The following is a 24,303-nucleotide window of genomic DNA, read 5'->3' on the forward strand; positions in this document are numbered from 1 at the left end:
CGCGGTCCGAAGATTACTTCAAGGCCGCGCGAAATCGAGCAGCGCCGGCAGGCACTGCCGCTGCAGGTCGTAGCGCTCGACGATGGTCTGGCGGGCGGCGTCGCGCAGAGGTTGCAGTTCCGCGCGACGTTCCAGCGCGTCGGCCACGGCCGCCGCCATCGCCTGGTGGTTGAAGAAGTCCACCAGCAGGCCGTTGCGGCCGTGCTCGATCACTTCCTCCACCGGCGCGGTGCGCGAGGCAACGATCAGGCAGCCGGTGCTCATCGCCTCCAGCAGCGACCACGACAGCACGAACGGGTAGGTCAGATAGGTGTACACCGCCGCCACCTGCATCAATTGCGTCAGCACCGCGTGCGGCACCTTGCCGACGAAATGCACGCGGCCGCCATCGAGGCGCCCGGCCACCTCGTCGAGGAATATCTGTTTCCACGTTTTGCCCTTGGGCGGAGCGGCGCCGTAGCTGACGCCGTCGCCGCCGACGATCACCACGCGCGCGTTGGGCCGGCGCTTGAGCAGATCCGGCAGCGCCCGCATGAAGATGTGATAGCCGCGATACGGTTCCAGCTGGCGCGCCACGAACACCACCACCTCGTCGCCGGGGCGCAAGGTCAGCCCGGCCGAGCGCAATTGCACCGAGGCGTGGGCGTCGGGACGGAAGCGGTCGGTGTCGATGCCGTCGTGGATGACCGAGATGCGCTCGCGGAACCAGGCCGGATGGCGGTCGCGCTGGAATCTGGTGGGCGACAGGGCGCCGTCCGCCGCCGACATCGCGTGCAGCAGATGGGTGTTGCGCAGCCGCAGCCGCTGCACGGCCGCCGCGTCCGGGCGCGAGAACTCGGGATCGAAGAAGGAGTCGCCGCCCTCGGCCTGGTAGTAGTACTCGGCGTAGATCAGCAGTTTGGCGCGCGGGAAGACGTCCTTGACGAACAGCGCCTCGCCCCAGCCCGGATGGACGACGATCACGTCCGGCGAATAGTCTTGTTCCTTGAGCGATTGCAGCGCGGCGGCGGCCGATTCCCCGCGCATTAGCTTGCCCTGCAAATCCTTGAGCTGGGACGGGGCCGAGCGCTGGGCGGCGGTCTCGACCGTGTGGCGCAGGTAGCGCACGCCTGGGGTGGCGACGCTCGGTTCGCACATGCCGAGGCCGACCACCTCGTGTCCCCGGGCCGCCAGCGCGGGCGCCAGATGCTTGAACTGGCCGGGAAAGTTCTGGTGGATAAACAGATATTTATGGCGTGCTTGCAAGGCGTGACCCCGGTGCGGGCGCGGCGGGCTGCCGCGCTGACGGCCAGTATACATTGCCGTCAATCATCAGCGCTTGTCAGCCCAGCTGTACGATTGGCGGCGCGGCGCCCTTTGTTGGGTATAATCGTCGCATTATCCGCTCGTCGGACCGCCGCGTTCGCGTTCCGCACCGCCTCATTCCCTCACTAGAAAAATACTCTTCATGGCTTCTTCCAACGATAACGTCAGCATGGCGCTGTTCTGCGATTTTGAAAACGTGGCGCTCGGTGTGCGCGACGCCAATTACGACAAGTTCGACATCAAGCCGGTGCTGGAGCGTCTGCTGCTCAAGGGCAGCATCGTGGTCAAGAAGGCGTATTGCGACTGGGACCGCTACAAGGCGTTCAAGGCGCCGATGCACGAGGCGAACTTCGAGCTGATCGAGATCCCGCACGTGCGCCAGTCGGGCAAGAACTCGGCCGACATCCGCATGGTCGTTGACGCGCTCGACTTGTGCTACACCAAGTCGCATGTCGATACCTTCGTCATCATCTCGGGCGATTCCGATTTTTCGCCGCTGGTGTCGAAGCTGCGCGAGAACGCCAAGAAGGTGATCGGCGTCGGCGTCAAGCAGTCGACCTCGGACCTGCTGGTGGCCAACTGCGATGAATTCATCTTCTACGACGACCTGGTGCGCGAGAGCCGCCGCGCCAAGCGCGACGCGGGCGAGGCCAACAAGCCGGCCGTCAAGCGTTCGCCGGAAGAAGAGCGCGGCCGCCGCGAAGAAATGGACAAGCGCCGCAACCAGGCGGTGGAAATCGCCGTCAACACCTTCGAGGCGCTGGTGCTCGAGCGCGGCGACAGCGGCAAGATCTGGGCCTCCGTGCTGAAAGAGGCGATCAAGCGCCGCAAGCCGGACTTCAGCGAGTCGTATTATGGCTTCCGCACCTTCGGCAACCTGATCGAGGAATGCAAGGCGCGCGGCCTGCTCGAATTCGGCCGCGACGAAAAATCCGGCGCCTACGTGTACCGCAGCAGCGGCGCCTCCAACGGCGCCATGCAGGGCGCCGGCGAGACGCAGGCATCCGACAATGGTAACGTTGGCGTCGAGGCGCAGGAAGCCGGCAAGCAGGAATCGCGCCGCAGCCGCGGCCGCGGCCGCACCGCCGCCGAGCGCTTTGCCGAACGCCAGGCCGAGCGCCTGGCGCAGCAGGCGCGCGCCGAACAGGACGGCGGCGACGAGAACACCGACGACGACGCGGACGACGCGGCGCCAGTGGTGGCCGCCTATGCCGCGTGGCAGACCGAACCGGAGCAGGCAGTCGACCAGGCCGAGGCTCAGTCCGACGCGCAGGGCGACGCGCAGCCGGCGTTGCAGCCATCGTCGCAGCCCGACTCGGACCGCAATCGCGGCCGCGGACGCGGCAATCGCGGCGGCCGCAAGCAGGGCGAGCGCAACGGCCAGGGCGCCGTGGCCGCCGCCGAGGCGCCTGTTGTTACGGAACTGGCGGTCGATCTGCCGGTCGCCGACGATTATGCCGACACCGCGCAGGCCGTGCCGGAGGAAGCGGCCGCGCCGGTCCCGGCGAAAAAGAAAAGCGGCGCCAAGCCGCCTGCGCGCAAGGTGAAAGCGGCCGCCAAGCCGCAGGCCGACGAGGGCAAGCCGGCCAAGGGCGGCAAGGGTGGCAAGGGCCGCAACGCCGCCGCCGAGCCGGTGGCGGCAGCGCCCGAGCCGGCCGCGCCGGTGGTGGTCGAGTCCGAAGTGGTCGAAGCGCCACCAGCTGCTCCGGCCAAGCCGGCCAAGCCGCGCGCGCCCCGCAAGCCACGCGCTCCCAAGGCCGCCGCGTCGGACGAGTGAACGCTGAACGGTAAGCGGATGAAAAAGTAAGCCCCGGCAGGGGCGGCTGTGGATCGTATAATGACAATGTTACGGTCTTATTAACCAGTGCGGCGGATGCCGCCATAAAGGTAGCCGCCTCATGCCCATCCTTTCCGCCCTGACGTTGTATCCGATCAAATCCTGCGCCGGCGTGGCCTTGCAGGACGCCACGCTGACCACGGCCGGACTGATGACCGAACAGATCTACGACCGCGAATGGATGGTCGTCGACGAGGACGGCGTGTGCATGACACAACGCGAGCATCCGCGCATGGCGCTCATCACTCCCACGCTGAAAGCCCATACGCTGGAGCTGCGCGCGCCCGGCATGCTGCGCCTGGAGATTCCGCTCGGCCTGCCCGACCCGGATCTGGCGCCGACCCTGTCGACGCAAATCTGGGAACACACCATCCTGGCCTACGATTGCGACGACCTGACCGCCGAATGGTTCAGCAAGGCCATCGGCGTGCGCTGCCGGCTGGCGCGCTTCCACGCCAACGCCACCCGCGCCGTCAGCGAGACCTGGACCAAGGGCGTGCCGGCCACCACGCTGTTCTCGGACGGCTATCCGATCCTGGTGGTGGGCGAGTCCTCGCTGGACGACCTCAACGACAAGCTGCGCGGCGCCGGCCGCGAGGCGATTCCGATGAACCGCTTCCGGCCCAACCTCGTCATCGGCGGCATCGAGGCGTTCGAGGAAGACTACGCCGAGTCGTTCCAGATGGGCGACGCGCTGCTCAAACCGGTCAAACCGTGCCCGCGCTGCCCGATGCCGTCGATCGACCAGGCCACCGGCGTGTTCGGTCCCAACCCGCTCGACATCATGCAAGGCTACCGCGCCAAGCCCGAGCTCGACGGCGCCATTTGCTTCGGCATGAACAGCATTTTGATCACCGGCGACGGCCAACGCGTGCGCGTCGGTCAGGAAATCGTCGTTACACTGGCGTTTTAATGCATTTGGGCGTCCTTTTGCATTCCCAACGGGCACAACTTGGCGTAATGTTGCAATGACATGAAAACCGGCTGAACAGTAAGGGCAACTATGACGCAAACCGCCACTGGCAAAGTAACGACGCCGACCGACCACGCAGCGCGCGCGAACGATCTGGCGGCCGAAAACCAGGCTTTGCGGGCACGCATGGCGTATCTGCTGGAACAGGCCGAACGCAACCACTCGATCATGACGCGCCACCAGGCGTTCGACCTGAATATCGTGGGCGCGGCCAACTTCCCCGAGCTGGTCGGCACCATCTTCCGGGTGCTGCCGGTGATCTCCGAGCTCGACAGTGTGACCTTGAGCCTGGTCGACGAGGGCGCCGACATCCGCGAGGTCATGCTCAAGCTCGACGTGGTGTTCGCCGATTTTCCCGATTTGATCTTCGTCGAGGAACTCGACGGCCTCGGTTTCGACCTCTGCCAGCGCGGGCCGGCCGCGCCGCCGCCCAAGCCGCTATTGGGCATGTACGACGCGCAGCGCCACGCGCGGGCGTTCCCGAACGCGCCGGCCGGGCTGCAAAGTGTGGCGCTGGTGCCGCTGCTGCGTAACAAACGCGTCATCGGCAGCCTGAACCTGGGCAGCCGCGATCCGACCCGCTTCACGCCCAGCCTGGGCACCGACTTCATCGAGCACATGGCGTCGATCATCGCAATCTGCCTTGAAAACGTCATCAGCAACGAGATGCTCAAGTACATCGGCCTGACCGACTCGCTGACCGGCGTCTACAACCGCCGCTACATCGACCGCCGGCTGCTCGAGGAGATCGCCCGCGCGCGGCGCCAGTCGTATCCGATCTCGTTCATGTACATCGACATCGACCATTTCAAGCGCGTCAACGACACTGTCGGCCACGGCGGCGGCGACGATGTGTTGCGCGAGGTGGCCGCGCGCATCAAGAACGAGCTGCGCGCCTCGGACGCGGTGGCGCGCTTCGGCGGCGAGGAGTTCGTCGTGCTGCTGATCGACGCCGACCTCGACAGCGCCGCCTTTGTGGCCGAGCGCATCCGCGCCAGCATCGCCGGCACCATGATCGCGCTGTCGCCGGAGCTGCAGTTGTCGGTGACGGTGTCGATCGGCGTGGCGTGTCTGAACCCGGGCGAGACCGAAGGCGACCCGCTGGCGGTGGCGCGCGCCTGGGTGGCCCAGGCCGACACCTTGCTGTACGCGGCCAAGGATGCCGGCCGCAACCGCGTGGTCAGCGTGCCGCCGGCGCCGGCACCCGCCCCCCTGCACCAGGATTGAGGCTGGCCGGCCGCTAGCGCAGCAGGCGGTTTTCCGCGCGGGTGACGGCGTCGGCACCGCCGCGCACCACCACCACGTCGCCGGCCTCGAGCACCGTGTCCGGCCTGGCGTCGACCCGCGTCTTGCCGCGCCGGATGGTGGTCACCTCGGCGCCCGATCCGGGCACGTCGATCTCGCCGAGCGCGCGGCCGACGGCGGTGGCGCCGCCGTCAAGCGTGACCGAGTGCAGGCGCTCGAGGTCCGCGTCCTCGCCGGCGTCGCTGACGCCGCGGAAGTAGCCGCGCAGCGAGGCGTAGCGCTCCTCGCGCGCGGCCTGCACCCGGTGCACCACGCGCCGCAACGGCACGCCCAGCATCACCAGCGCGTGCGAGGCCAGCATCAGGCTGCCTTCCATCAGTTCCGGCACCACCTCGGCCGCGCCGGCCGCCTTCAGCCGGTCGAGGTCGGTGTCGTCGTGCGAACGGACGATGACCGGCAACGTCGGCGCCAGCTCGTGCACCAGATGCAGCACCTTGAGCGCCGACGGCGTGCTGGCGTAGGTGATCACCACCGCGCTGGCACGGTAAATGCCGGCCGCGATCAGGCTTTCGCGCCGCGCGGCGTCGCCGTACGACACTTGGCGTCCGGCCGTCTGCGCCTCCTGTACCCGTTCGGGGTCGAGGTCGAGCGCGTGGTATTCGATGTTTTCCTCGCTCAGCAAGGTGGCCAGGCTCTGGCCGCTGCGCCCGAAACCGGCGACGATCACGTGCTTGCTGGTGGACATGGTGCGGCTGGCGATCTTGGTTAGCGCCAGCGATTGCATCATCCATTCGTTGCTCGACACCTTCATGACGATCTGGTCCGACTTGGCGATGATGAACGGCGCCACCAGCATCGACAGCACCATCGACGCCAGCACCACCTGGATGATGAACGGGTCCATCAGCTTGCTGCCGCCGGCCAGATTCAGCAGCACGAAGCCGAATTCGCCGGCCTGCGCCAGCGCCAGGCCGGTGCGGATCGAGACGCCGTCGGACGAGCCGAACAGCTTGGCCAGGCCGGCGATCAGCGCGAACTTGAGCAGCACCGGGCCACCCAGCAACACCAGCACCAGCCACCAGTTCTCCAGCACCAGGCGCACGTTGAGCAGCATGCCGATGGTGATGAAGAACAGTCCCAGCAGCACGTCGCGGAACGGTTTGATGTCCTCTTCCACCTGGTGCTTGTATTCGGTCTCGGAAATGAGCATGCCGGCCACGAAGGCGCCCAGCGCCAGCGACAGCCCGGCCTTTTCGGTGATCCACGCCGCGCCCAGCGTGATCAGCAGCAGGTTGAGCATGAACAGCTCCTGCGAGCGGCGCTTGACGACGATGGTGAACCAGCCGCGCATCAGCCGGTGGCCGACGAACAGCAGCAGCGCCAGTACGATGACCGCCTTGACGCCGGCCCAGGCCAGCGTTTCGACCAGCGCGTCGGGGCGCTGGCCCAGCGACGGGATCAGGATCAGCAGCGGCACCACGGCCAGATCCTGGAACAGCAGGATGCCGATGATCTTGCGGCCGTGTTCGCTTTCGAGCTCGAGCCGCTCGGTCAGCATCTTGACCACGATGGCGGTCGACGACATCGCCAGCGCGCCGCCCAGCGCGAACGAGGCTTGCCAGCTGATCTGGATGGAAGGGGGCAGCTGGGTGGCGATGGTCCAGCCGAACAGCATGGTGGCGCCTATGGTGCACACCACCTGCGCCATGCCGAGCCCGAAGACGATGCCGCGCATGGCCATCAGCTTGGGCAGCGAAAATTCAAGGCCGATGGAGAACATCAGGAACACTACGCCGAACTCGGCCAGTCCGTGGGTGGCCTCGCTTTGTTCGGCCCAGCCCAGCGCGTGGGGGCCGATCAGGATGCCGACGGCCAGGTAGCCGAGCATCGGCGGCAGGTGCATCATGCGGAAAGCCACCACGCCCAACACGGCGCTGCCGAGCAGTATCAGGGTTAATTCCAGGGGTGAAAACGTCATTTCAACATAGCCGGTAAAATAATATTTAGTTGTTTGTCGCCAAGGCCGGGCGTTATGTTTTGACTGGCAAGTTTTTTGCTTTCCCAATTCGGCTATACTTGGGTATGAGTGTAACCCATGAAAAAACAATGCTGAAAGCTTTTGACGCAAATATGGCCGGGCACGCATTGCGGCTCGCCCGTGAAACGTTGCAAAACGAGGCGGACGCCATCGCCGCGCTCAACGCCCGCCTGGGCGACGACGACAGCGTCGTGCGCGCCATTGCCCTGTTGCTAAACTGCAAGGGCAGGGTGGTGGTGTCGGGCATCGGCAAGTCGGGCCACATCGCCCGCAAGATCGCCGCGACCCTGGCCTCGACCGGCACGCCGGCGCTATTCGTGCACCCGGCCGAAGCGGCCCACGGCGACCTCGGCATGGTCACCGCCGACGACGCCTTCATTGCCATTTCGTATTCCGGCGAGAGCGCCGAACTGATGACCATCTTGCCGGTGGTAAAGCGCATGGGCAGCAAAGTCATCGCGATGACCGGCAAGCCGGGCTCGAGCCTGGCCGTGATCGCCGATGTCCACCTGAACGTGGCCGTGGCCAAGGAAGCCTGCCCGATGAACCTGGCGCCGACGACCTCGACCACGGTGACGCTGGCGCTGGGCGACGCGCTAGCCGTCGCGCTGCTGGACCTGCGCGGTTTCCGCGAAGAAGATTTCGCGCGCTCCCATCCGGGCGGCGCGCTGGGCCGGCGCCTGTTGACGCACGTGCGCGATGTCATGCGCAGCGGCGACGACGTGCCGAAGGTCGGCGCCGACGTCAAACTGACGGACGCGCTGCTGGAAATTACGCAAAAGGGCATGGGCATGACCGCCATCGTCGACGCCGGCGGCAAGCCGATCGGCGTGTTCACCGACGGCGACCTGCGCCGCATGATCGAGAAGGTCCAGGACTTCACGAAGGTGGTGATCCGCGACGTCATGCATCCGAATCCGCGCAGCATCTCGCCGGAAAAACTGGCGGTCGACGCCGTGGCCGTGATGGAGCAATTCCGCATCAATCAGATGCTGGTGACCGACGCCGACGGCAAGCTGGTCGGCGCGCTGCACATCCACGACCTGACCCGTGCAAAGGTAATCTGATGACCGAGCTGACTTATGTGGAACGCGCCGCGCGCGTCAAACTGATGATCTTCGACGTCGACGGCGTGCTCACCGACGGCAGCCTGCATTACGGCGCCGAGGGCGAAGCGTTGAAGACCTTTAACGTATATGACGGCCTGGGCATCAAGCTGCTGCAGGAGTCCGGCGTGCAAACGGCCATCATCAGCGCGCGCGTGTCGCCGCAGGTGGCCAGGCGCGCCGCCGACCTGGGCATCGGCTTTGTGCATCAGGGCGGGCACGACAAGCTGACGCCGTTCAACGCGCTGCTGGGAAAAACCGGGCTGACGGCAGAACAGGTCGGCTTCATCGGCGACGACGTCGTCGACCTGCCGATCCTGACGCGGGTCGGTTTCGCGGTGGCGGTGCCGGGCGGGCGCAAGGAAGTGATCGAGCGCGCGCATCACGTGACGGTGGCGCAGGGCGGGCGCGGCGCGGTGCGCGAAGTGTGCGAACTGCTGCTGCACGCGCAAGGCACGTACGAGCGCGTGCTGGCGCAGTTCATGGTGTGACGGAGTGTAATCATGCGTAAAAGAACAGCACATCGCTGGCAGCTGACGCTGACGATGATCATCGGCGTGTTTGTCGCCGTCGGCAGCTTTTGGCTGGTGCAGGTGGTCAACCAGTCCGGCCAGGAGCAGCAGGCGGACCAGTTCCTCAACGAGCCGGATTACATCATCGACCGCTTCAGCCTGGTGCGCATGACCAAGGAAGGCAAGCCGGCGTACATCATTTCCGGCGACAAGCTGACCCACCGGCCGGTCGACGACTCGTCCGATATCGACAAGCCGTTCCTGAACAGCCTGGCGACCCAGCAGCCGCCGATGACGATCCACGCCGACACCGCGCGGGTCGACCAGAACAACACGCGCGTCACGCTCAACGGCAACGTCGACGTGGTGCGGCCGGGCTCGCCCAAGGCCGAGGCGATGCGTCTGCAGACCAGCACCTTGACGGTGTTCCCGGACGAGGAACGGATGGAAACCAAGGCGCCGGTGGAGATGAAACTGGGCAGCACGACCTCCAGCGGCACCGGCATGAAAACCAATAACGCGACGCGCCAGCTGCAACTGGGCGGACGCGGAACGATCACGATACCGCCCAAGGCGCCTCGTTAATTAATACAAGCTAGACAGAGATATGAAGGACACGACGATGAAGAAACTGAATTTGAAGGCGATGCTGTCGGCGGCGGCGCTGCTGCTGGCCGCCATCGGCCCGGCCCATGCCGAAAAAGCCGACTCCAACAAGCCGACCCAGGTGACCTTCGACAACCTCGACGCCGACGACGTCAAGCAGATCAAGACCTTCACCGGCAACGTCGTGCTGACGCGCGGCACCTTGCTGATGAAGTCGCCCAAGGCGGTCGTCACCGAAGACCCGGAAGGCTATCAGTTCGTGGTGCTGACCGGCGGCGCCGGCGTGCAGGCGACGTTCCGCCAAAAGCTCGATGGCGCCGGCGACCAGTGGGTCGAAGGCCGCGCCGATCGCATCGAATACGATGGCAAGACCGAACTGGTCAAACTGTTCTCGAAGGCCGAGATCAAGAAGCTCGAAGGCAGCAAGACCGCCAGCCAGGTCGACGGCGAGTTCATTTCGTACGACAGCCGCCGCGAATTCTTCGCTGTGAAAAACACCGCCAGCGGCGAGAGCAAACCCGGCGCCGGCCGCAGCACGATGGTGATCCAGCCGTCCGTCAAGGCGGCCCCGGCAACCAATCCAGCGGCGGGGAAATAAGCATGGAGCCAACATGCGGTAGCACCCTGATCGTACGCGGCCTGCAAAAGACCTACGGCAAGCGCCAGGTCGTGCATGACGTGTCGCTGCAAGTCGAGTGCGGCGAAGTGGTCGGCCTGCTCGGCCCCAACGGCGCCGGCAAGACCACGTCCTTTTACATGATCGTCGGCCTGGTGCCGTCGGACGCCGGCACCATCGACATCAGCGGCGTCGACATCTCCTCGCTGCCGATCCACCGCCGCGCTTCGCTCGGCTTGTCGTACCTGCCACAGGAAGCGTCGGTGTTCCGCAAGCTGACCGTGGAAGAGAATATCCGCGCCGTCCTCGAGATCCAGAAAGTGGACGGCAAGCCTTTATCCAAGGCTGCCATTGATGAACGGCTCAATACCCTGCTGGCCGATCTGCAAATCGAAAAGCTGCGCGAAAACCAGGCGCTGTCGCTGTCCGGCGGCGAGCGCCGCCGTGTGGAGATCGCCCGCGCGCTGGCCACCAACCCGCGTTTCGTGCTGCTGGACGAACCTTTCGCCGGGGTCGACCCGATTGCCGTGATTGAGATCCAGCGCATCGTGCGCTTCCTCAAGGAGCGCAATATCGGCGTCCTCATTACCGATCACAATGTGCGCGAGACGCTGGGCATTTGCGACCGCGCGTATATCATCAACCAGGGCTCGGTTCTGGCTTCAGGCCGGCCGGACGACATCATCGCCGACGAGTCGGTCCGCCGCGTGTACCTGGGTGAACATTTCAGAATGTAATAGCGCCCCATGAAACAGTCATTGCAACTGCGCACGTCGCAGCACCTCGCGCTGACACCTCAGCTGCAACAGTCGATCCGTCTGCTGCAGCTGTCCACGCTGGAGCTGCACCAGGAACTGGAGCAGCTGCTCACCGATAATCCCTTGCTCGAACGTCTGGACGATCCGCTCGACCGCTCGCTGCGGCTGCTGTCCGACGGCGCCATCAGCCAGCAGGCGCCATCCGGCGAGGCGCCGCCCGAAGGCCCGCCGAACCAGCAGGACGCGCCGGCCCCGGCCGACGCCGACAACTACGACGGCCCGGCCGCCGATACCGAAAGTACCAGCAGCGAAGCCGATGTCGACTGGAGCGACGCCGGCCGCAGCAAGGCGCCCGACGACGAGGACGCGCGCCCGCAACTGGAGGCCAACCACTGCACCCTGCGCGAGCACCTGATGGAGCAGATGCGCGTGACCGTGCTGGAGATGCGCGACCGCGCGCTGGTCGAGCTGATCATCGACGCGCTCGACGAGAACGGCTACCTGGAGGAGCCGCTCGAAGAAATCCACGCGCGCCTGCCGGAGGAACTGGAAGTCGACATCGACGAACTGCGCACGGCCTTGTCGATGCTGCAAAGCTTCGACCCGATGGGCGTGGGCGCGCGCAACGCCTCCGAGTGCCTGGCGCTGCAGATCAAGCGCCTGCCCGGCATCGCGCTGGTGACGCGGCGCATGGCGCTGACCATCGTCGAAAACCATCTGACGTGGTTCGCCCAGCGCGATTTCAACAAGCTGAAGAAGGCGCTCGTGTGCGACGACGAGGATCTGCGCGAGGCGCAAGCCGTCATCCGCCTGTGCAATCCGCATCCCGGTTCGGCGTTCGCCTCGGACGTGTCCGATTACGTGGTGCCGGACGTGATCGTCAAGAAGTCGCGCAGCGGCTGGCAGGTGAGCCTGAATAACGACGTCATGCCGCGCCTGCGGGTCAACGCCATGTACGCCAACCTGCTCAAACAGGGCAAGGGCGAGGGCGCAATGGGGGCCCAGCTGCAGGAGGCCAAGTGGCTGATCAAGAACATGCGCCAGCGCTTTGACACCATCCTGCGGGTAGCCCAGGCGATAGTAGAAAGACAAAAGAACTTTTTCTCGCACGGCGCCGTCGCCATGCGCCCCCTTGTGCTTCGCGAAATTGCTGATACACTGGGTTTACACGAGAGCACTATTTCTCGGGTAACGACTCAAAAGTACATGCTGACGCCGCACGGCATGTTTGAGTTGAAATATTTCTTTGGTAGCCACGTCGCCACCGAAGCGGGCGGTGAAGCAAGTTCGACGGCGATACGGGCACTCATTGTTCAATTGACAGGAGCTGAAGACCCTAAAAATCCTTTATCCGACAGTAAGATTGCGGACATGCTGGGGGAACAAGGCATGGTGATTGCGCGACGGACTGTTGCCAAATATCGCGAAGCGTTGAAAATCCCTCCCGTTAGTCTCCGCAAGTCTTTGTAGTGACTTGGTCACTGTGCGCCCGGCCGCAATGGGCGCGGCACTGACCGTAAGCGACATTTATCTTTAGGAGCGTGTATGAATCTGACCATCAGTGGACATCATCTCGAAGTGACCGCGGCCATCCGCGAATACGTGCAGAACAAACTGGAACGTGTCACTCGTCACTTCGATCAAGTTATTGATATTGCTGTCATCCTGACTGTAGATAACCTTAAAGAGAAATCAAAACGGCAAAAGGCTGAAATCAACCTGCGCATGTCGGGTAAGACCGTCTACGTGGAAAGCCTGTCGCAAGACCTGTACGCCGCCATCGACACCCTGGTCGACAAGCTTGACCGTCAGGTCATGAAGTACAAATCCAAAGTTCAGCAGCACGGCCACGATGCGATCAAGCATCTCCCGGATAGCTACGAACCCGCTGCCGCCGCCCTATAACAACGGCCTCCGGCACCATCCAACAAAGGGCGCAAGGGCGCCCTTTTTTGTGTCCGCGATTTGTGTCCGGCTGCGATCTGGTGAAAATAATTTATCCCGTTTCGGCGGTAGAATGGCTTTTTTATCACGCGACGGCGGCATCATGAGCGAATTGGTCCACACCAGCATCATCAACGGCACCGGCTTTATCACGCTGGACCGGCCCAAGGCGTTGAACTCCCTGTCTTTGGTAATGCTGCGCGCCATCACGGCGGCGCTGCTGACTTGGCGTGACGACTCGGATGTCGAAGCCGTGGTCATCCGCAGCAGCAGCGAAAAGGCCTTCTGCGCCGGCGGCGACATCCGCTTCTTTTACGAGGCCGGCCGCGCCACGCCGCAAGCGGGCAGCGCGCTGATCGAAGATTTCTTCACCGAGGAGTATGCGCTCAATCATCTGGTGCACAGCTATCCCAAACCCTACATCGCGCTGATGGACGGCGTGGTCATGGGCGGCGGCATGGGCATCGCGCAGAGCGGGCCGGACAGCCGGGTGCGGATCGTCACCGAGCGCACGAAGATGGCGATGCCCGAGGTGAATATCGGCCTGTTCCCGGATGTGGGCGGCAGCTATTTCCTGTCGCGGGCGCCGGGCGGGCTGGGGCGCTATCTGGGCGTGACCGGCGTGACGATCGGCGCCGCCGATGCGCTGTATGCGGGACTGGCCGATCACTATGTGCCGTCCGACGAACTGGAGGTGCTGTACGCGATTCTGGAGGCTACCCCGGGCGCGGAGCTGGTCGAGGCGATCGCGGCCTTCGCCGAGCCGTTCAGGGGCGATGCCGGGGCAAGCAAGCTGGAGGCTGAGCGCGCGGCCATCGACCGTCACTTCGGCGCGGGGTCGGTGCCGGCGATCGTTGCGTCGCTGGAGTCGGACGCGAGCCCGTTCGCGCTTGAAACTGTGCGCACGATGGCGAGCCGGTCGCCGCTGATGATGTGCGTGACGCACGAGTTGATCGCACGCGGCGCGGCGCTGGAGATGGCCGGCTGCCTGCGCATGGAACGCGCGCTGGTGCGGCGCGTGTTTGAGCATGGCGAGGTCATCGAAGGCGTGCGCGCGCTGGTCATCGACAAGGACAACGCGCCGAAATGGAATCCGCCGTCGTTGGAGGCTGTGACGGGGGAAATGGTGCAGCGGCTATTCGAACCGGTGTGGCCGGACTATGCCCACCCGCTGCGACACCTTTAACCGTCCTCGCCGGACGCTACTGCTCGCGATGGCGCAATACCACGCGTTCGTTCGGATGGAAATACGCGGCCAGTTTCTCCGCCATGTACACCGACCGGTGCTGGCCGCCGGTACAACCCAGCGCCACCGTCAGATAACTCCGGTTGTCGGTCTTGAAGAACGGCAGCCACTTTTCCACAAACGCGCGGATGTCGCCCAGCATCTCGATGGCGCTCGGCTGGGCATCGAGGAAATCGATCACCGGCGTGTCGCGCCCGGTCAGCGGACGCAACGTCAAATCATAATAAGGATTCGGCAGCGCCCGCACATCGAACACAAAGTCGGCGTCCATCGGTACGCCCAGCTTGAAGGCGAACGATTCGAAGAACAAGGTCAGCGGCGCACCCTCGCTGGCGACCAGATCCTTGACCCAGGCACGCAGCTTGTTGGCGCTCAGTTCGGACGTGTCCACCACATGGCCCAACTGCTCGATGGCCGACAGCCGCTCGCGCTCTTCCATGATGCATTCGATCAAGGTGCGGCGCGCGGCCGGATTCTGGCCCGGGCGCAGCTCGTGCGACAGCGGATGGCTGCGGCGCGTCTCCGAGAAGCGCGCCACCAGCGAGTGCGTGTTTGCCGTCAGGAACATGACCTTGACGTCGTGTCCCTCTTCGCGCAGGCGCTTGACGTCGGCCGGCAGCGAGGCCAGCGATTCGGCGCTGCGGGCGTCGACCGCCACCGCCAGCGCCTGCAAGCCTTCCTCGGCCAGGGTCGAGACCAGGTTCGACAGCAACGCCGGCGGCAGGTTGTCGACGCAGTAGTGACCGGTGTCTTCCAGCACATTCAGGGCCACCGATTTGCCGGAGCCGGAGATGCCGGTGATGAGGACGATGCGCATGAATTTAATCTCCGCTCATGGCTTGCCGTTGGCGCTCCATGAACTCCTGTAATGTGTCGATGCCGCGCAATTGCAGTATCGTGTTGCGTACCGCGGCCTCCAGCAGCACCGCGATGTTGCGGCCGGCCGCGACGGGAATGACGACCTTGCGGATCGGCAGGCCCAGCACGTCCTCGGTCGGGAACTGGAACGGCAAGCGCTCCACTTCCTCCTCGGCCGCGCCACGGCGCACCAGATGCACGATCAGTTTCAGGCGCATCTTGCGGCGCACCGCCGTCTCGCCGAAGATCGCCTTGATGTCCAGCAAGCCCAGCCCGCGCACTTCCAGCAGATTCTGCAGCAAGGCCGGGCAGCGGCCCTCGATCATGTTCGGCGCGATGCGCGAAAACTCGACCGCGTCGTCGGCCACCAGCCCGTGCGAGCGCGAAATCAGTTCCAGGCCGAGCTCGCTCTTGCCGAGGCCGGAGTCGCCGGTGATCAGCACGCCCACGCCCAGCACGTCCATGAAGACGCCGTGCATGATGATGCGTTGCGCCAGCTTCTTGGAAAGATACACGCGCAGGAAGTCGATCACCTGTGCGGCAGGTAACGGAGTGGAGAACAGCGGGATGTTTTTTTCGTCGCAGATGGCGAGGATGTCGGGCGGCGTTTCCAGGCCCTGCGCGATGATCAGCGCCGGCGGGCCACCAGCGATCAGCTCGCCGATGACGTGGGCGCGCGTAAGTGCCTTCAGGCGCTGGTAGTAATTGATTTCCTGGTGCCCGAAAACCTGGATGCGGCCCGGGTGGATGGTGTTCAAGTGGCCGACCTGATCGGCGGCGGAGGCGACGTCGCCGGAGATCAGGCGCTCGCCGCCGGGAAAGCCGGCAAACCAGCCGAGCTGCAAACTCTCGCGATTGTCGTCGTAAAGCCTTTGTATCGTCAGCGGCGTTTGCAGCATGGGTCGTCTTTATCTCAAGGTTGGACTAAGGTGGAGCTACGTCCCTAGTTTAACCTATTGTCCAGCACCTCATGCTTGCAAGCCACTTCGGAGCCGGCTTGTCAGCCTGCCGCCTGCAGGCTCGGCATCCAGTTGATGATGCGCGAGTGCACCGATTTCGGGTCCGGGTCGGTGCTCAGCGCGGTGCGGAAGGCGTCGTCCGAGAACATCTCGGCGATTTCCGACAGGATTTCGAGGTGCTGCTGGGTGACGTGGTCCGGAATCAACAGGAAGAACAGCAGGTTGACCGGCTTGCCGTCGGGCGACTCGAACGGAATCGGCTCGGCCAGGCGGACGAACGCGGCCAGCGGCGATTTGAGGCTCTTCATGCCCTTGATGCGGCCGTGCGGCACGGCTACGCCATGACCGAGCCCGGTGGAACCGAGGCGCTCGCGCGCGAACAGGTTGTCCGAGACGGTGGAGCGGGCGATGCCGCAATTGTTTTCGAAGATCAGGCCGGCTTGCTCGAATGCCCGCTTCTTGCTGGAGACTTCCAGATCAAGCAGCACATTGTCGAGGGAGAGTATTTTGCTCAGGTTATTCATAAGACGATAAGAATGTTACGACGCACAAGGCGTGCCGCCGAATTATAGGCTTGTTTGTGCGCCGTGCAACATGAATTCGCTCGCGCCGGCGTTGCTTTGACGTCAGGCAGCCGGCGCGCTGGGCTGCCACGGGTGTTATTAAATATGCACCACAGAAAGCATTTGCTATTTATGCGTTATAAACTACGAAAACGCCGGTTTTTCGCTGCAAACCGCCGGGGTTTTCCGATTTTTCGCGTTTTTACGCCGATGCGCTCATTTCTTACAAAAGACGCATCATTGTTCACATCATTGAGCACATCATACGCCTGATTTTGGCTATTGACGTGCGCCGCGCAGGTTGGGCGGTTTCTGTGCCGTGCTGAAATTGCTGCGCCACGGATTGATGTCGAGACCGCCGCGACGGGTGTAGCGCGCGTACACCGCCAGTTGCTGCGGCGCGCATTCGCGCAGGATGTCGACGAAGATGCGTTCGACGCATTGCTCGTGGAATTCGTTGTGCTCCCGGAAACCGATCAGATATTTCAATAAACTTTCCTGGTCGATTTGCGGGCCGGCGTAGTGGATCTGCACGCTGGCCCAGTCGGGCTGGCCGGTGACCAGGCAGTTCGACTTGAGCAGGTGCGACACCAGTTTTTCCTCGACCGGCTCCTCGTCGTGCGCGGCCTTCAGTATTGCTGGCGACGGGCTGTAGTTGTCGACCTCGATATCGAGGCGGTCCAGCAGCAGCCCGTCGAGTTCGCCCATCGAGATCATGCCGAATTCCTCCGGCTGGGTGATAGTGATGTGGACGTTGGCGCCGGCGGCCTCGGTCAGGTCCTGTTGCAGCAGCGACTTGAGCGCCACCACGTTTTCCAGGCGGGTCTGGTTGAACGAATTGAGGTAGAGCTTGAACGATTTCGACTCGATGATGTTGGGCGAATCGGCCGGAAAGGTCACGCGGGCGATCGCCACCTGCGGCTTGCCGCGCTGGTTCAGCCACGAGATTTCGTAGGCGTTCCAGATATCGACGCCGAAGAACGGCAGCGTGCCGGCCAGGCCCAGCTCGTCGCGCTTGCCCTGGCGCGGGATCGGGAACAGCAGCTCCGGCGCGTAATCGGTGCGGTAGGCGGAGGTTTTTCCCAGCGGGGACAGGTCGACGGAGTTGGTCATGGCGGGCTTTGAAACGGTAAAGGTGAAATGGTAGCCTAATTTCACCCCGCGCGTTCCAAGCCCGCCAGGCCTTGCTAGCCCAGGAACAGCTTGTACACCGGATTGGCGCTCTCGTCCCAGTAGCGGTAGCCGAGCGTGGTAAGGAACTGCGCGAACGCGCCCATCTCCTCGGACGGCACCTGCAGGCCGATCAGGATGCGGCCGACGTCGCCGCCCTGGCTGCGGTAATGGCACAGCGAAATGTTCCAGTTCGGCGCCATGCTGTCGAGGAAGCGCATCAGCGCGCCCGGGCGTTCCGGGAACTCGAAGCGGTACAGCAGCTCGTCCTTGGCCAGTCCGCTCTTGCCGCCGACCAGGTGGCGGATGTGGGCCTTGGCCAATTCGTCGTGGGTCAGGTCCAAGGTCTTGAAATCATGCTCCTCGAACTTGCGCGCCAGCGCGCCCGACTCGCCACGGTCGGCGATCTGCACGCCGACGAACACGTGCGCCTCGTCCTTGTCGCTGATACGGTAGTTGAACTCGGTGACATTGCGCGGCCCCACCAGCGAGCAGAAGCGCTTGAAGCTGCCGCGCTGCTCGGGCAGGGTGACGGCAAACACCGCCTCGCGCGCCTCGCCCAGTTCGGCGCGCTCGGCAACAAAGCGCAGGCGGTCGAAATTCATATTGGCGCCGCAGGCAATGGTGATCAGCGTCTCGTTCTTGATTGGGTCCTTGGTCATTGCCGCGCGCTCGATGTAGGCCTTGGCGCCTGCGATGGCCAGCGCGCCGGCCGGTTCCAGGATGCTGCGGGTGTCGGTGAACACGTCCTTGATGGCCGCGCTGATGGCGTCGGTGTCGACGATGATGATGTCGTCGACCAGTTCGCGGGCGATACGGAAAGTTTCCTCGCCGACCAGGCGCACGGCGGTGCCGTCCGAGAACAGGCCGACATCGGCCAGGGTGACGCGCTCGCCGGCCTTGATGCTGCGCGCCATCGCATCCGAATCGATGGTCTGCACGCCAATGATCTTGATGTCCGGGCGGATCGCCTTGACGTACGACGCCACGCCAGAGATCAGGCCGCCGCCGCCGATGGCCACGAAGATCGCGTGGATCGGGCCGGAGTGCTGGCGCAGGATTTCCATGCCGATGGTGCCCTGGCCGGCGATCACGTCCGGATCGTCGAACGGATGGACGAAGGTCAGCTTCTGCTCCTGTTCCAGGGTCAGCGCGTGGTTGTAGGCGTCGGTATAGGACTCGCCGAACAGCACCACTTCGACGTCGGCGCCGCCGCGCGCCTTGACGGCGTCGATCTTGACCTGCGGGGTGGTGGTTGGCATGACAATCAGCGCGCGGCAGCCCAGCTTGGCCGCCGACAGCGCCACGCCCTGGGCATGGTTGCCGGCCGAGGCGCAAATGACGCCGCGCTTGCGCTGCGCGTCGCTCAGGTGGGCCATCTTGTTATAGGCGCCGCGAATCTTGAAGCTGAACACGCTCTGCATGTCCTCGCGCTTGAAATAAATTCGGTTCTCGTAACGCTGCGACAAGGTCGGCGCGAGTTCCAGCGGAGTTTCATCAGCGACGTCATAAACGCGCGCGGTCAGGATTTTCTTCAGATAGTCGATAGTCATAGTCTTCAAACAGTGATTCCAGAGGGCTGGAACCTTCGCCGGGGTCAAGTCTGTCATTCGGACACGAGCTGTGCTGTAACAGCGGCTACGGCACAGCTCGTGTCCGAATGACAGACTTGACCCCGGAAGGCTCCGCGGCGGGTCGATGCTAACTATCCGGCGGGTGACCGGGTCGGGCAGGGCGCGGGTCCGATGCCTGTAGGCAAGGACCGGGCGGTTCAATCGTGCGGTGTGCGGATCATTATAATGGACACTTTCTTCTCGTTAAAGAAACCGATGATCGAATCTGCAATCGCCTGGCTGCTCAACGTGCTCGCGGCGCCAGAAGTGGGCCTGACATCGGTCTTTCTCATCAGCTTTGTGTCGGCCACCCTGGTGCCGCTGGGCTCGGAGCCGGCGGTGTTTGCCGTCATCAAAGCCAATCCGGAACTGTTCTGGAGCGCGATTGCCGTGGCCACCGTCGGCAATACCTTGGGCGGTGCGGTCGATTACTGGATCGGCTACCAGGCCAAAACCACCTTCGCCAAGGAGCGCAAGAGCCGCTGGTTCCACTGGCTCGAGCGCTACGGCGCCAAGACCATGTTGCTGGCCTGGCTGCCCGGCATCGGCGATCCGCTGTGCACCCTGGGCGGCTGGCTCAAGCTGCCTTTCTGGCCCAGCCTGGCCTACATGTGCGTCGGCAAACTGCTGCGCTACCTGACCATGACGACCTTGTTGTTGTATGTGCCGGACGGCGTCTGGCACCGGATCGGGCAGATGTTGGGCTAATCTGGTGCAATGGATCGTATCGCCCGATGCGTTGGATTCTGAATTTCGTTCCGTTTTTAACGGCAATATTGAATTTTATAACACGTGATCGGGCTCATCCGCAAATTAATAGCGCAGGGCGGCCAACGCGAGAGTCCCCCCGGCTTCTAAGGCTGTTCCGACATGGTGCGTCGCAATACGCTAGAATGACACTCCCCCGGTACTGTTTACAAGTCCAATCGCATAATGAATGCTCCTGCACAAATCCAAGCTCTGCTGGCGGAAACGCCCCACGGACCGGAGGCCCAGCGTCTCCGCGAAATTCCTTATAACTACACGTCGTTTTCCGATCGCGAGATCGTCATCCGGCTGCTGGGCGAGGAATCGTGGAGCTTGCTCGACGCACTGCGCGGCGCCCGCCAGACCGGCCGCTCGGCCCGCATGCTGTACGAGGTGCTCGGCGATATCTGGGCCGTGCGCCGCAATCCGTACCTGCAGGACGACCTGCTCGACAATCCAAAGCGCCGCCAGGAGCTGATCAACGCGCTGCACCACCGTCTGGCCGAGGTCGACAAGCGCCGCCTGACCATCGACGACGACGGCAGCGAGTCGGACGCCGCCAAGCAGCGCAGCGTCAACGTGGTCAAGCTGTTGCGCGCCGCCGGCAAGGCGGTGGCCGACTTCGGCGAGGAATTCAAGCAGGTCTACGATTTGCGCAAGCGCACCTACAAGGTGCTGGGCCGTTACACCGACAAGCACAACATCTGCTTCGACGGCATGAAACGCATCTCGCACGTGACCGACGCGACCGACTGGCGCGTCGAGTATCCGTTCGTGGTGCTCACGCCCGACAGCGAAGAGGAAATGGCCGGCCTGGTCAAGGGCTGTATCGAACTTGGGCTGACCATCATCCCGCGCGGCGGCGGCACCGGCTACACCGGCGGCGCCATTCCGCTGACGCCGATGTCGGCCGTCATCAACACCGAGAAGCTGCTCAACATGGGCCCGGTCGAGATGAAGGTGCTGCCCGGCCTGGACAAGGAATACGCCACCATCTACACCGGCGCCGGCGTCATCACCAACAAGGTTTCCGAAGCCGCTGAAAAAGCCGGCTTCGTGTTCGCGGTCGATCCGACCTCGGCGCACGCCTCCTGCATCGGCGGCAACATCGCCATGAACGCGGGCGGCAAGAAGGCCGTGCTGTGGGGCACCGCGCTCGACAACCTGGCCTCGTGGCGCATGGTCGATCCGAACGGCGACTGGCTCGAAGTCACGCGCCTGGACCACAATCTGTCGAAGATCCACGACACCCCATTGGCCCGCTTCAAACTGGAGTGGACGCATCCCAGCGCGCGCGGCGAATCCAAAGGCGCGCCGTTCAAGACCGAGATCCTGGAGATCGCCGGCCGCACCTTCCGCAAAGAAGGTTTGGGCAAGGACGTGACCGACAAGTTCCTGTCCGGCCTGCCGGGTATCCAGAAGGAGGGCACCGACGGCCTGATCACCTCGGGCCGCTGGATCCTGCACAAGATGCCGAAGTTCGCGCGCACCGTCTGCCTGGAGTTCTTCGGCCAGGCGCGCGACGCGATCCCGTCCATCGTTGAAATCAAGGATTACCTCGACGGCCTGCCGGCCAAGGGCGAGCAGTTCGCCACCTTGCGCCTGGCCGGTCTGGAGCATCTGGACGAGCGCTACCTGCGCGCGGTCGGCTACGCCACCAAGTCGAAACGCGGCGTGCTGCCGAAGATGGCGCTGTTCGGCGACATCGTCGGCGACGACGAAAACGCCGTGGCCATGGCCGCGTCGGAAGTGGTGCGCATCGCCAACACCCGCGTGGGCGAGGGCTTTGTCGCCGTCAGCCCCGAGGCGCGCAAGAAGTTCTGGCTCGACCGCGCCCGCACGGCCGCCATCGCGCGCCACACCAACGCCTTCAAGATCAACGAGGACGTGGTGATTCCGCTCAACCGCATGGGCGAGTACACCGACGGCATCGAGCGCATCAACATCGAGCTGTCGATCAAGAACAAGCTGCAACTGGTCGACGAACTGCGCGAGTTCTTCGCCGCCGGCAATCTGCCGATCGGCAAGAGCGACGACGCCGACGATGGCGTCGGCGACGAGGAAATGCTGGGCGACCGCGTGCAGCAGGCAGAAGCGTTGCTGGCACAGGTGCACGCGCGCTGGACCTATCTGCTGTCCGAGCTCGACAAGCCGTTGAACGCCGTCACCGGCGAACTGGCCGCGCTGGGCCTGGAGCGCCTGCTGGCCGTGTTCGACGAACGCCTGAAGATACAACCTGACGCGACCTTGTTCGACATCGTCCAGGACCGCACCATCCGCGTGACGTGGAAACAGGAAATCCGCGCCCAGCTGCGCCAGATCTTCAGCGGCGCGGCTTACAAGCTGATCCTCGACGAGGCGACCGCGATCCACAAGCGCGTGCTGCGCGGGCGCGTGTTCGTGGCGCTGCACATGCACGCCGGCGACGGCAACGTCCACACCAACCTGCCGGTCAACTCCGACCACTACGAAATGCTGCAACTGGCGCACGCCGCCGTCGCACGCATCATGGTGCTGGCGCGTTCGCTCAACGGCGTCATCTCGGGCGAGCACGGCATTGGCATCACCAAGCTGGAGTTCCTGACCGAGGAAGAAATCGGCCCGTTCCGCGACTATAAGCTGCGCGTCGATCCGGAAGGGCGCTTCAACAAGGGCAAGCTGCTGAACCTGCCGGGCATGGAAGCGGATCTGTCCAATGCCTACACGCCTTCGTTCGGGCTGATGGGCCACGAATCGCTGATCATGCAGCAAAGCGATATCGGCGAGATCGCCAACAGCATCAAGGACTGCCTGCGTTGCGGCAAGTGCAAGCCGGTGTGCTCGACGCACGTGCCGCGCGCCAACCTGCTGTACTCGCCGCGCGACAAGATCCTGGCGACGTCGTCGCTGATCGAAGCGTTCCTGTACGAGGAACAAACCCGTCGCGGCATCTCGATCAAGCACTGGGAAGAGTTCGAGGACGTGGCCGACCACTGCACCGTCTGCCACAAGTGCGTGACGCCCTGTCCGGTCAACATCGACTTCGGCGACGTGTCGATGAACATGCGCAACCTGCTGCGCAAGATGGACAAGAAATCGTTCAATCCGGGCAAGTCGGCAGCGATGTTCTTCCTCAACGCCACCGATCCGGCCACCATCAACGCCACCCGCGCGGCGATGGTCGGGATCGGCTACAAGGCGCAGCGCCTGGGTAATGATTTGCTGAAGAAATTCGCCAAGAAGCAGACCAAGGCGCCGCCGCCGACCACCGGCAAGCCGCCGGTGCGCGAGCAGGTGATTCACTTCATCAACAAGAAAATGCCGGGCGGCCTGCCGAAGAAGACCGCGCGCGCGCTGCTCGACATCGAGGACGATAAGGTCATCCCGATCATCCGCAATCCGAAGAAGACCACGGCCGATACCGAGGCGGTGTTCTACTTCCCGGGCTGCGGCTCGGAGCGGCTGTTCTCGCAGGTCGGCCTGGCGACGCAGGCGATGCTGTGGGAAGTGGGCGTGCAGACCGTGTTGCCGCCGGGCTACCTGTGCTGCGGTTATCCGCAGCGCGGCTCGGGCGAGTACGACAAGGCCGAGAAGATGATGACCGATAACCGCGTGCTGTTCCATCGCATGGCCAACACGCTCAACTATCTGGACATCAAGACGGTGCTGGTGTCATGCGGCACCTGCTACGACCAGCTGGCGACGTATGAGTTCGAGAAGATCTTCCCGGGCTGCCGCATCATGGACATCCACGAGTATCTGCTGGAGAAGCAGGTGCGCCTCGAAGGCGTGACGGGCACGCGTTATATGTACCACGAGCCGTGCCACACGCCGATGAAGTTGCAGGAAGCGACCAAGACCGTCAACGGCCTGATCGCCACCCACGACAACGTCAAGATCGAGAAGAACGACCGTTGCTGCGGCGATTCCGGGACGTTGATGATCGCGCGTCCGGACATCTCGACGCAGGTGCGCTTCCGCAAGGAAGAGGAAGTCATCAAGGGCGCCGACAAGCTGCGCGCCGACGGCTTCGAGGGCGAGGTCAAGATCCTGACCAGCTGCCCGGCCTGCCTGGGCGGCGTGTCGCGCTACGGCGAGGACGCCGGCACCACGGCCGACTACATCGTCGTCGAGATCGCCAAGCATCTGCTGGGCGACAACTGGATGGCCGATTACGTCAAGCGCGCCAACGACGGTGGCATCGAGCGGGTGCTGGTGTGACGGCGGG

20 protein-coding genes are annotated in these 24,303 nt (G+C 63.9%); 13 read left to right on the top strand and 7 right to left on the bottom strand.

All coding sequences use genetic code 11. The features are described 5' to 3' along the window. Positions 1–18 precede the first annotated feature (18 nt). Positions 19–1,245 (bottom strand): glycosyltransferase, encoded by a 1,227-nt coding sequence (locus ACZ0BA_RS25390; RefSeq protein ID WP_463453884.1) that lies wholly within the window; start codon positions 1,243–1,245, stop codon positions 19–21. Between the two features lie 202 nt (positions 1,246–1,447). Between ACZ0BA_RS25390 and ACZ0BA_RS25395 the strand changes: the two genes are divergently transcribed. The 3 genes from ACZ0BA_RS25395 to ACZ0BA_RS25405 all read left to right on the top strand — a co-directional run bounded on the left by ACZ0BA_RS25395 (position 1,448) and on the right by ACZ0BA_RS25405 (position 5,342). After that, complete coding sequence (locus tag ACZ0BA_RS25395; protein WP_463453885.1) at positions 1,448–3,082, top strand: NYN domain-containing protein; 1,635 nt, start codon at positions 1,448–1,450, stop codon at positions 3,080–3,082. A 121-nt stretch (positions 3,083–3,203) separates the two neighbouring features. After that, positions 3,204–4,055 (top strand): MOSC domain-containing protein, encoded by an 852-nt coding sequence (locus ACZ0BA_RS25400; RefSeq protein WP_463453886.1) that lies wholly within the window; start codon positions 3,204–3,206, stop codon positions 4,053–4,055. 90 nt (positions 4,056–4,145) lie between these two features. After that, positions 4,146–5,342: a GGDEF domain-containing protein gene (locus ACZ0BA_RS25405; protein ID WP_463453887.1), complete on the top strand. Its 1,197-nt coding sequence runs from the start codon at positions 4,146–4,148 to the stop codon at positions 5,340–5,342. Positions 5,343–5,355: 13 nt separating this feature from the next. Here the strand turns inward: ACZ0BA_RS25405 and ACZ0BA_RS25410 are convergent, their stop codons facing one another. Continuing rightward, positions 5,356–7,338, bottom strand: a complete 1,983-nt coding sequence (locus tag ACZ0BA_RS25410; RefSeq protein WP_463453888.1) for a cation:proton antiporter domain-containing protein — start codon at positions 7,336–7,338, stop codon at positions 5,356–5,358. A gap of 128 nt (positions 7,339–7,466) precedes the next feature. Here ACZ0BA_RS25410 and ACZ0BA_RS25415 point away from each other — a divergent pair, with 128 nt between their 5' ends. The 8 genes from ACZ0BA_RS25415 to ACZ0BA_RS25450 all read left to right on the top strand — a co-directional run bounded on the left by ACZ0BA_RS25415 (position 7,467) and on the right by ACZ0BA_RS25450 (position 14,126). Beyond that, positions 7,467–8,465, top strand: a complete 999-nt coding sequence (locus ACZ0BA_RS25415; RefSeq protein ID WP_463453889.1) for a KpsF/GutQ family sugar-phosphate isomerase — start codon at positions 7,467–7,469, stop codon at positions 8,463–8,465. Beyond that, positions 8,465–8,995 carry a KdsC family phosphatase gene (locus tag ACZ0BA_RS25420; protein ID WP_463453890.1) on the top strand — a complete coding sequence of 177 codons (531 nt, stop codon included), beginning with the start codon at positions 8,465–8,467 and terminating at the stop codon, positions 8,993–8,995. The genes ACZ0BA_RS25415 and ACZ0BA_RS25420 overlap by 1 nt, the downstream gene beginning before the upstream one ends. A gap of 12 nt (positions 8,996–9,007) precedes the next feature. Continuing rightward, positions 9,008–9,601 carry an LPS export ABC transporter periplasmic protein LptC gene (gene lptC / locus ACZ0BA_RS25425; RefSeq protein WP_463453891.1) on the top strand — a complete coding sequence of 198 codons (594 nt, stop codon included), beginning with the start codon at positions 9,008–9,010 and terminating at the stop codon, positions 9,599–9,601. 37 nt (positions 9,602–9,638) lie between these two features. Next, a complete protein-coding gene (lptA, locus tag ACZ0BA_RS25430; RefSeq protein ID WP_463453892.1) occupies positions 9,639–10,220 on the top strand; it encodes a lipopolysaccharide transport periplasmic protein LptA in 582 nt (193 codons plus the stop codon). A gap of 2 nt (positions 10,221–10,222) precedes the next feature. Further along, positions 10,223–10,975: an LPS export ABC transporter ATP-binding protein gene (gene lptB, locus ACZ0BA_RS25435; protein WP_315219209.1), complete on the top strand. Its 753-nt coding sequence runs from the start codon at positions 10,223–10,225 to the stop codon at positions 10,973–10,975. Positions 10,976–10,984: 9 nt separating this feature from the next. Next, positions 10,985–12,466 carry an RNA polymerase factor sigma-54 gene (locus ACZ0BA_RS25440; RefSeq protein WP_463453893.1) on the top strand — a complete coding sequence of 494 codons (1,482 nt, stop codon included), beginning with the start codon at positions 10,985–10,987 and terminating at the stop codon, positions 12,464–12,466. A gap of 75 nt (positions 12,467–12,541) precedes the next feature. Beyond that, entirely contained in the window at positions 12,542–12,901 is a 360-nt protein-coding gene (gene hpf / locus ACZ0BA_RS25445; RefSeq protein ID WP_090326216.1) for a ribosome hibernation-promoting factor, HPF/YfiA family, read from the top strand. A gap of 142 nt (positions 12,902–13,043) precedes the next feature. Beyond that, the gene (locus tag ACZ0BA_RS25450; protein ID WP_463454828.1) at positions 13,044–14,126 is read left to right on the top strand and encodes an enoyl-CoA hydratase/isomerase family protein; all 1,083 of its coding nucleotides are present in this window, start codon (positions 13,044–13,046) and stop codon (positions 14,124–14,126) included. Positions 14,127–14,142: 16 nt separating this feature from the next. Here the strand turns inward: ACZ0BA_RS25450 and rapZ are convergent, their stop codons facing one another. The 5 genes from rapZ to ilvA all read right to left on the bottom strand — a co-directional run bounded on the left by rapZ (position 14,143) and on the right by ilvA (position 19,289). Further along, the gene (rapZ, locus tag ACZ0BA_RS25455; RefSeq protein ID WP_463453894.1) at positions 14,143–15,003 is read right to left on the bottom strand and encodes an RNase adapter RapZ; all 861 of its coding nucleotides are present in this window, start codon (positions 15,001–15,003) and stop codon (positions 14,143–14,145) included. Positions 15,004–15,007: 4 nt separating this feature from the next. Next, entirely contained in the window at positions 15,008–15,943 is a 936-nt protein-coding gene (hprK, locus tag ACZ0BA_RS25460) for an HPr(Ser) kinase/phosphatase (RefSeq protein WP_315223117.1), read from the bottom strand. A 101-nt stretch (positions 15,944–16,044) separates the two neighbouring features. Then, entirely contained in the window at positions 16,045–16,527 is a 483-nt protein-coding gene (locus ACZ0BA_RS25465) for a PTS sugar transporter subunit IIA (protein WP_315223119.1), read from the bottom strand. A 318-nt stretch (positions 16,528–16,845) separates the two neighbouring features. Continuing rightward, the gene (gene queF, locus ACZ0BA_RS25470) at positions 16,846–17,679 is read right to left on the bottom strand and encodes an NADPH-dependent 7-cyano-7-deazaguanine reductase QueF (protein ID WP_463453895.1); all 834 of its coding nucleotides are present in this window, start codon (positions 17,677–17,679) and stop codon (positions 16,846–16,848) included. 74 nt (positions 17,680–17,753) lie between these two features. Then, positions 17,754–19,289, bottom strand: coding sequence for a threonine ammonia-lyase, biosynthetic (gene ilvA, locus ACZ0BA_RS25475; protein WP_463454829.1), 1,536 nt, complete (start codon positions 19,287–19,289; stop codon positions 17,754–17,756). A gap of 276 nt (positions 19,290–19,565) precedes the next feature. Here ilvA and ACZ0BA_RS25480 point away from each other — a divergent pair, with 276 nt between their 5' ends. Together ACZ0BA_RS25480 and ACZ0BA_RS25485 are read left to right on the top strand one after the other, a co-directional pair. Beyond that, positions 19,566–20,057, top strand: coding sequence for a YqaA family protein (locus tag ACZ0BA_RS25480; protein ID WP_463453896.1), 492 nt, complete (start codon positions 19,566–19,568; stop codon positions 20,055–20,057). Positions 20,058–20,282: 225 nt separating this feature from the next. Further along, positions 20,283–24,296: a DUF3683 domain-containing protein gene (locus ACZ0BA_RS25485; protein ID WP_463453897.1), complete on the top strand. Its 4,014-nt coding sequence runs from the start codon at positions 20,283–20,285 to the stop codon at positions 24,294–24,296. Positions 24,297–24,303: the final 7 nt, after the last annotated feature.

The sequence above is a fragment of the Duganella sp. AC917 genome (genome assembly GCF_979258245.1).

Bases quoted from the DNA above. Each gene is read 5' to 3' on its own strand.
- rapZ (WP_463453894.1), bottom strand. From the start codon at position 15,003: ATGCGCATCGTCCTCATCACCGGCATCTCCGGCTCCGGCAAATCGGTG.
- ACZ0BA_RS25400 (WP_463453886.1), top strand. From the start codon at position 3,204: ATGCCCATCCTTTCCGCCCTGACGTTGTATCCGATCAAATCCTGCGCC.
- lptB (WP_315219209.1), top strand. From the start codon at position 10,223: ATGGAGCCAACATGCGGTAGCACCCTGATCGTACGCGGCCTGCAAAAG.
- ACZ0BA_RS25420 (WP_463453890.1), top strand. From the start codon at position 8,465: ATGACCGAGCTGACTTATGTGGAACGCGCCGCGCGCGTCAAACTGATG.
- hprK (WP_315223117.1), bottom strand. From the start codon at position 15,943: ATGCTGCAAACGCCGCTGACGATACAAAGGCTTTACGACGACAATCGC.
- ACZ0BA_RS25405 (WP_463453887.1), top strand. From the start codon at position 4,146: ATGACGCAAACCGCCACTGGCAAAGTAACGACGCCGACCGACCACGCA.
- ACZ0BA_RS25440 (WP_463453893.1), top strand. From the start codon at position 10,985: ATGAAACAGTCATTGCAACTGCGCACGTCGCAGCACCTCGCGCTGACA.
- ACZ0BA_RS25485 (WP_463453897.1), top strand. From the start codon at position 20,283: ATGAATGCTCCTGCACAAATCCAAGCTCTGCTGGCGGAAACGCCCCAC.
- ACZ0BA_RS25450 (WP_463454828.1), top strand. From the start codon at position 13,044: ATGAGCGAATTGGTCCACACCAGCATCATCAACGGCACCGGCTTTATC.
- ACZ0BA_RS25415 (WP_463453889.1), top strand. From the start codon at position 7,467: ATGCTGAAAGCTTTTGACGCAAATATGGCCGGGCACGCATTGCGGCTC.
- lptA (WP_463453892.1), top strand. From the start codon at position 9,639: ATGAAGAAACTGAATTTGAAGGCGATGCTGTCGGCGGCGGCGCTGCTG.
- ACZ0BA_RS25395 (WP_463453885.1), top strand. From the start codon at position 1,448: ATGGCTTCTTCCAACGATAACGTCAGCATGGCGCTGTTCTGCGATTTT.
- lptC (WP_463453891.1), top strand. From the start codon at position 9,008: ATGCGTAAAAGAACAGCACATCGCTGGCAGCTGACGCTGACGATGATC.
- ACZ0BA_RS25480 (WP_463453896.1), top strand. From the start codon at position 19,566: ATGATCGAATCTGCAATCGCCTGGCTGCTCAACGTGCTCGCGGCGCCA.
- ACZ0BA_RS25410 (WP_463453888.1), bottom strand. From the start codon at position 7,338: ATGACGTTTTCACCCCTGGAATTAACCCTGATACTGCTCGGCAGCGCC.
- hpf (WP_090326216.1), top strand. From the start codon at position 12,542: ATGAATCTGACCATCAGTGGACATCATCTCGAAGTGACCGCGGCCATC.
- queF (WP_463453895.1), bottom strand. From the start codon at position 17,679: ATGACCAACTCCGTCGACCTGTCCCCGCTGGGAAAAACCTCCGCCTAC.
- ACZ0BA_RS25465 (WP_315223119.1), bottom strand. From the start codon at position 16,527: ATGAATAACCTGAGCAAAATACTCTCCCTCGACAATGTGCTGCTTGAT.
- ilvA (WP_463454829.1), bottom strand. From the start codon at position 19,289: ATGACTATCGACTATCTGAAGAAAATCCTGACCGCGCGCGTTTATGAC.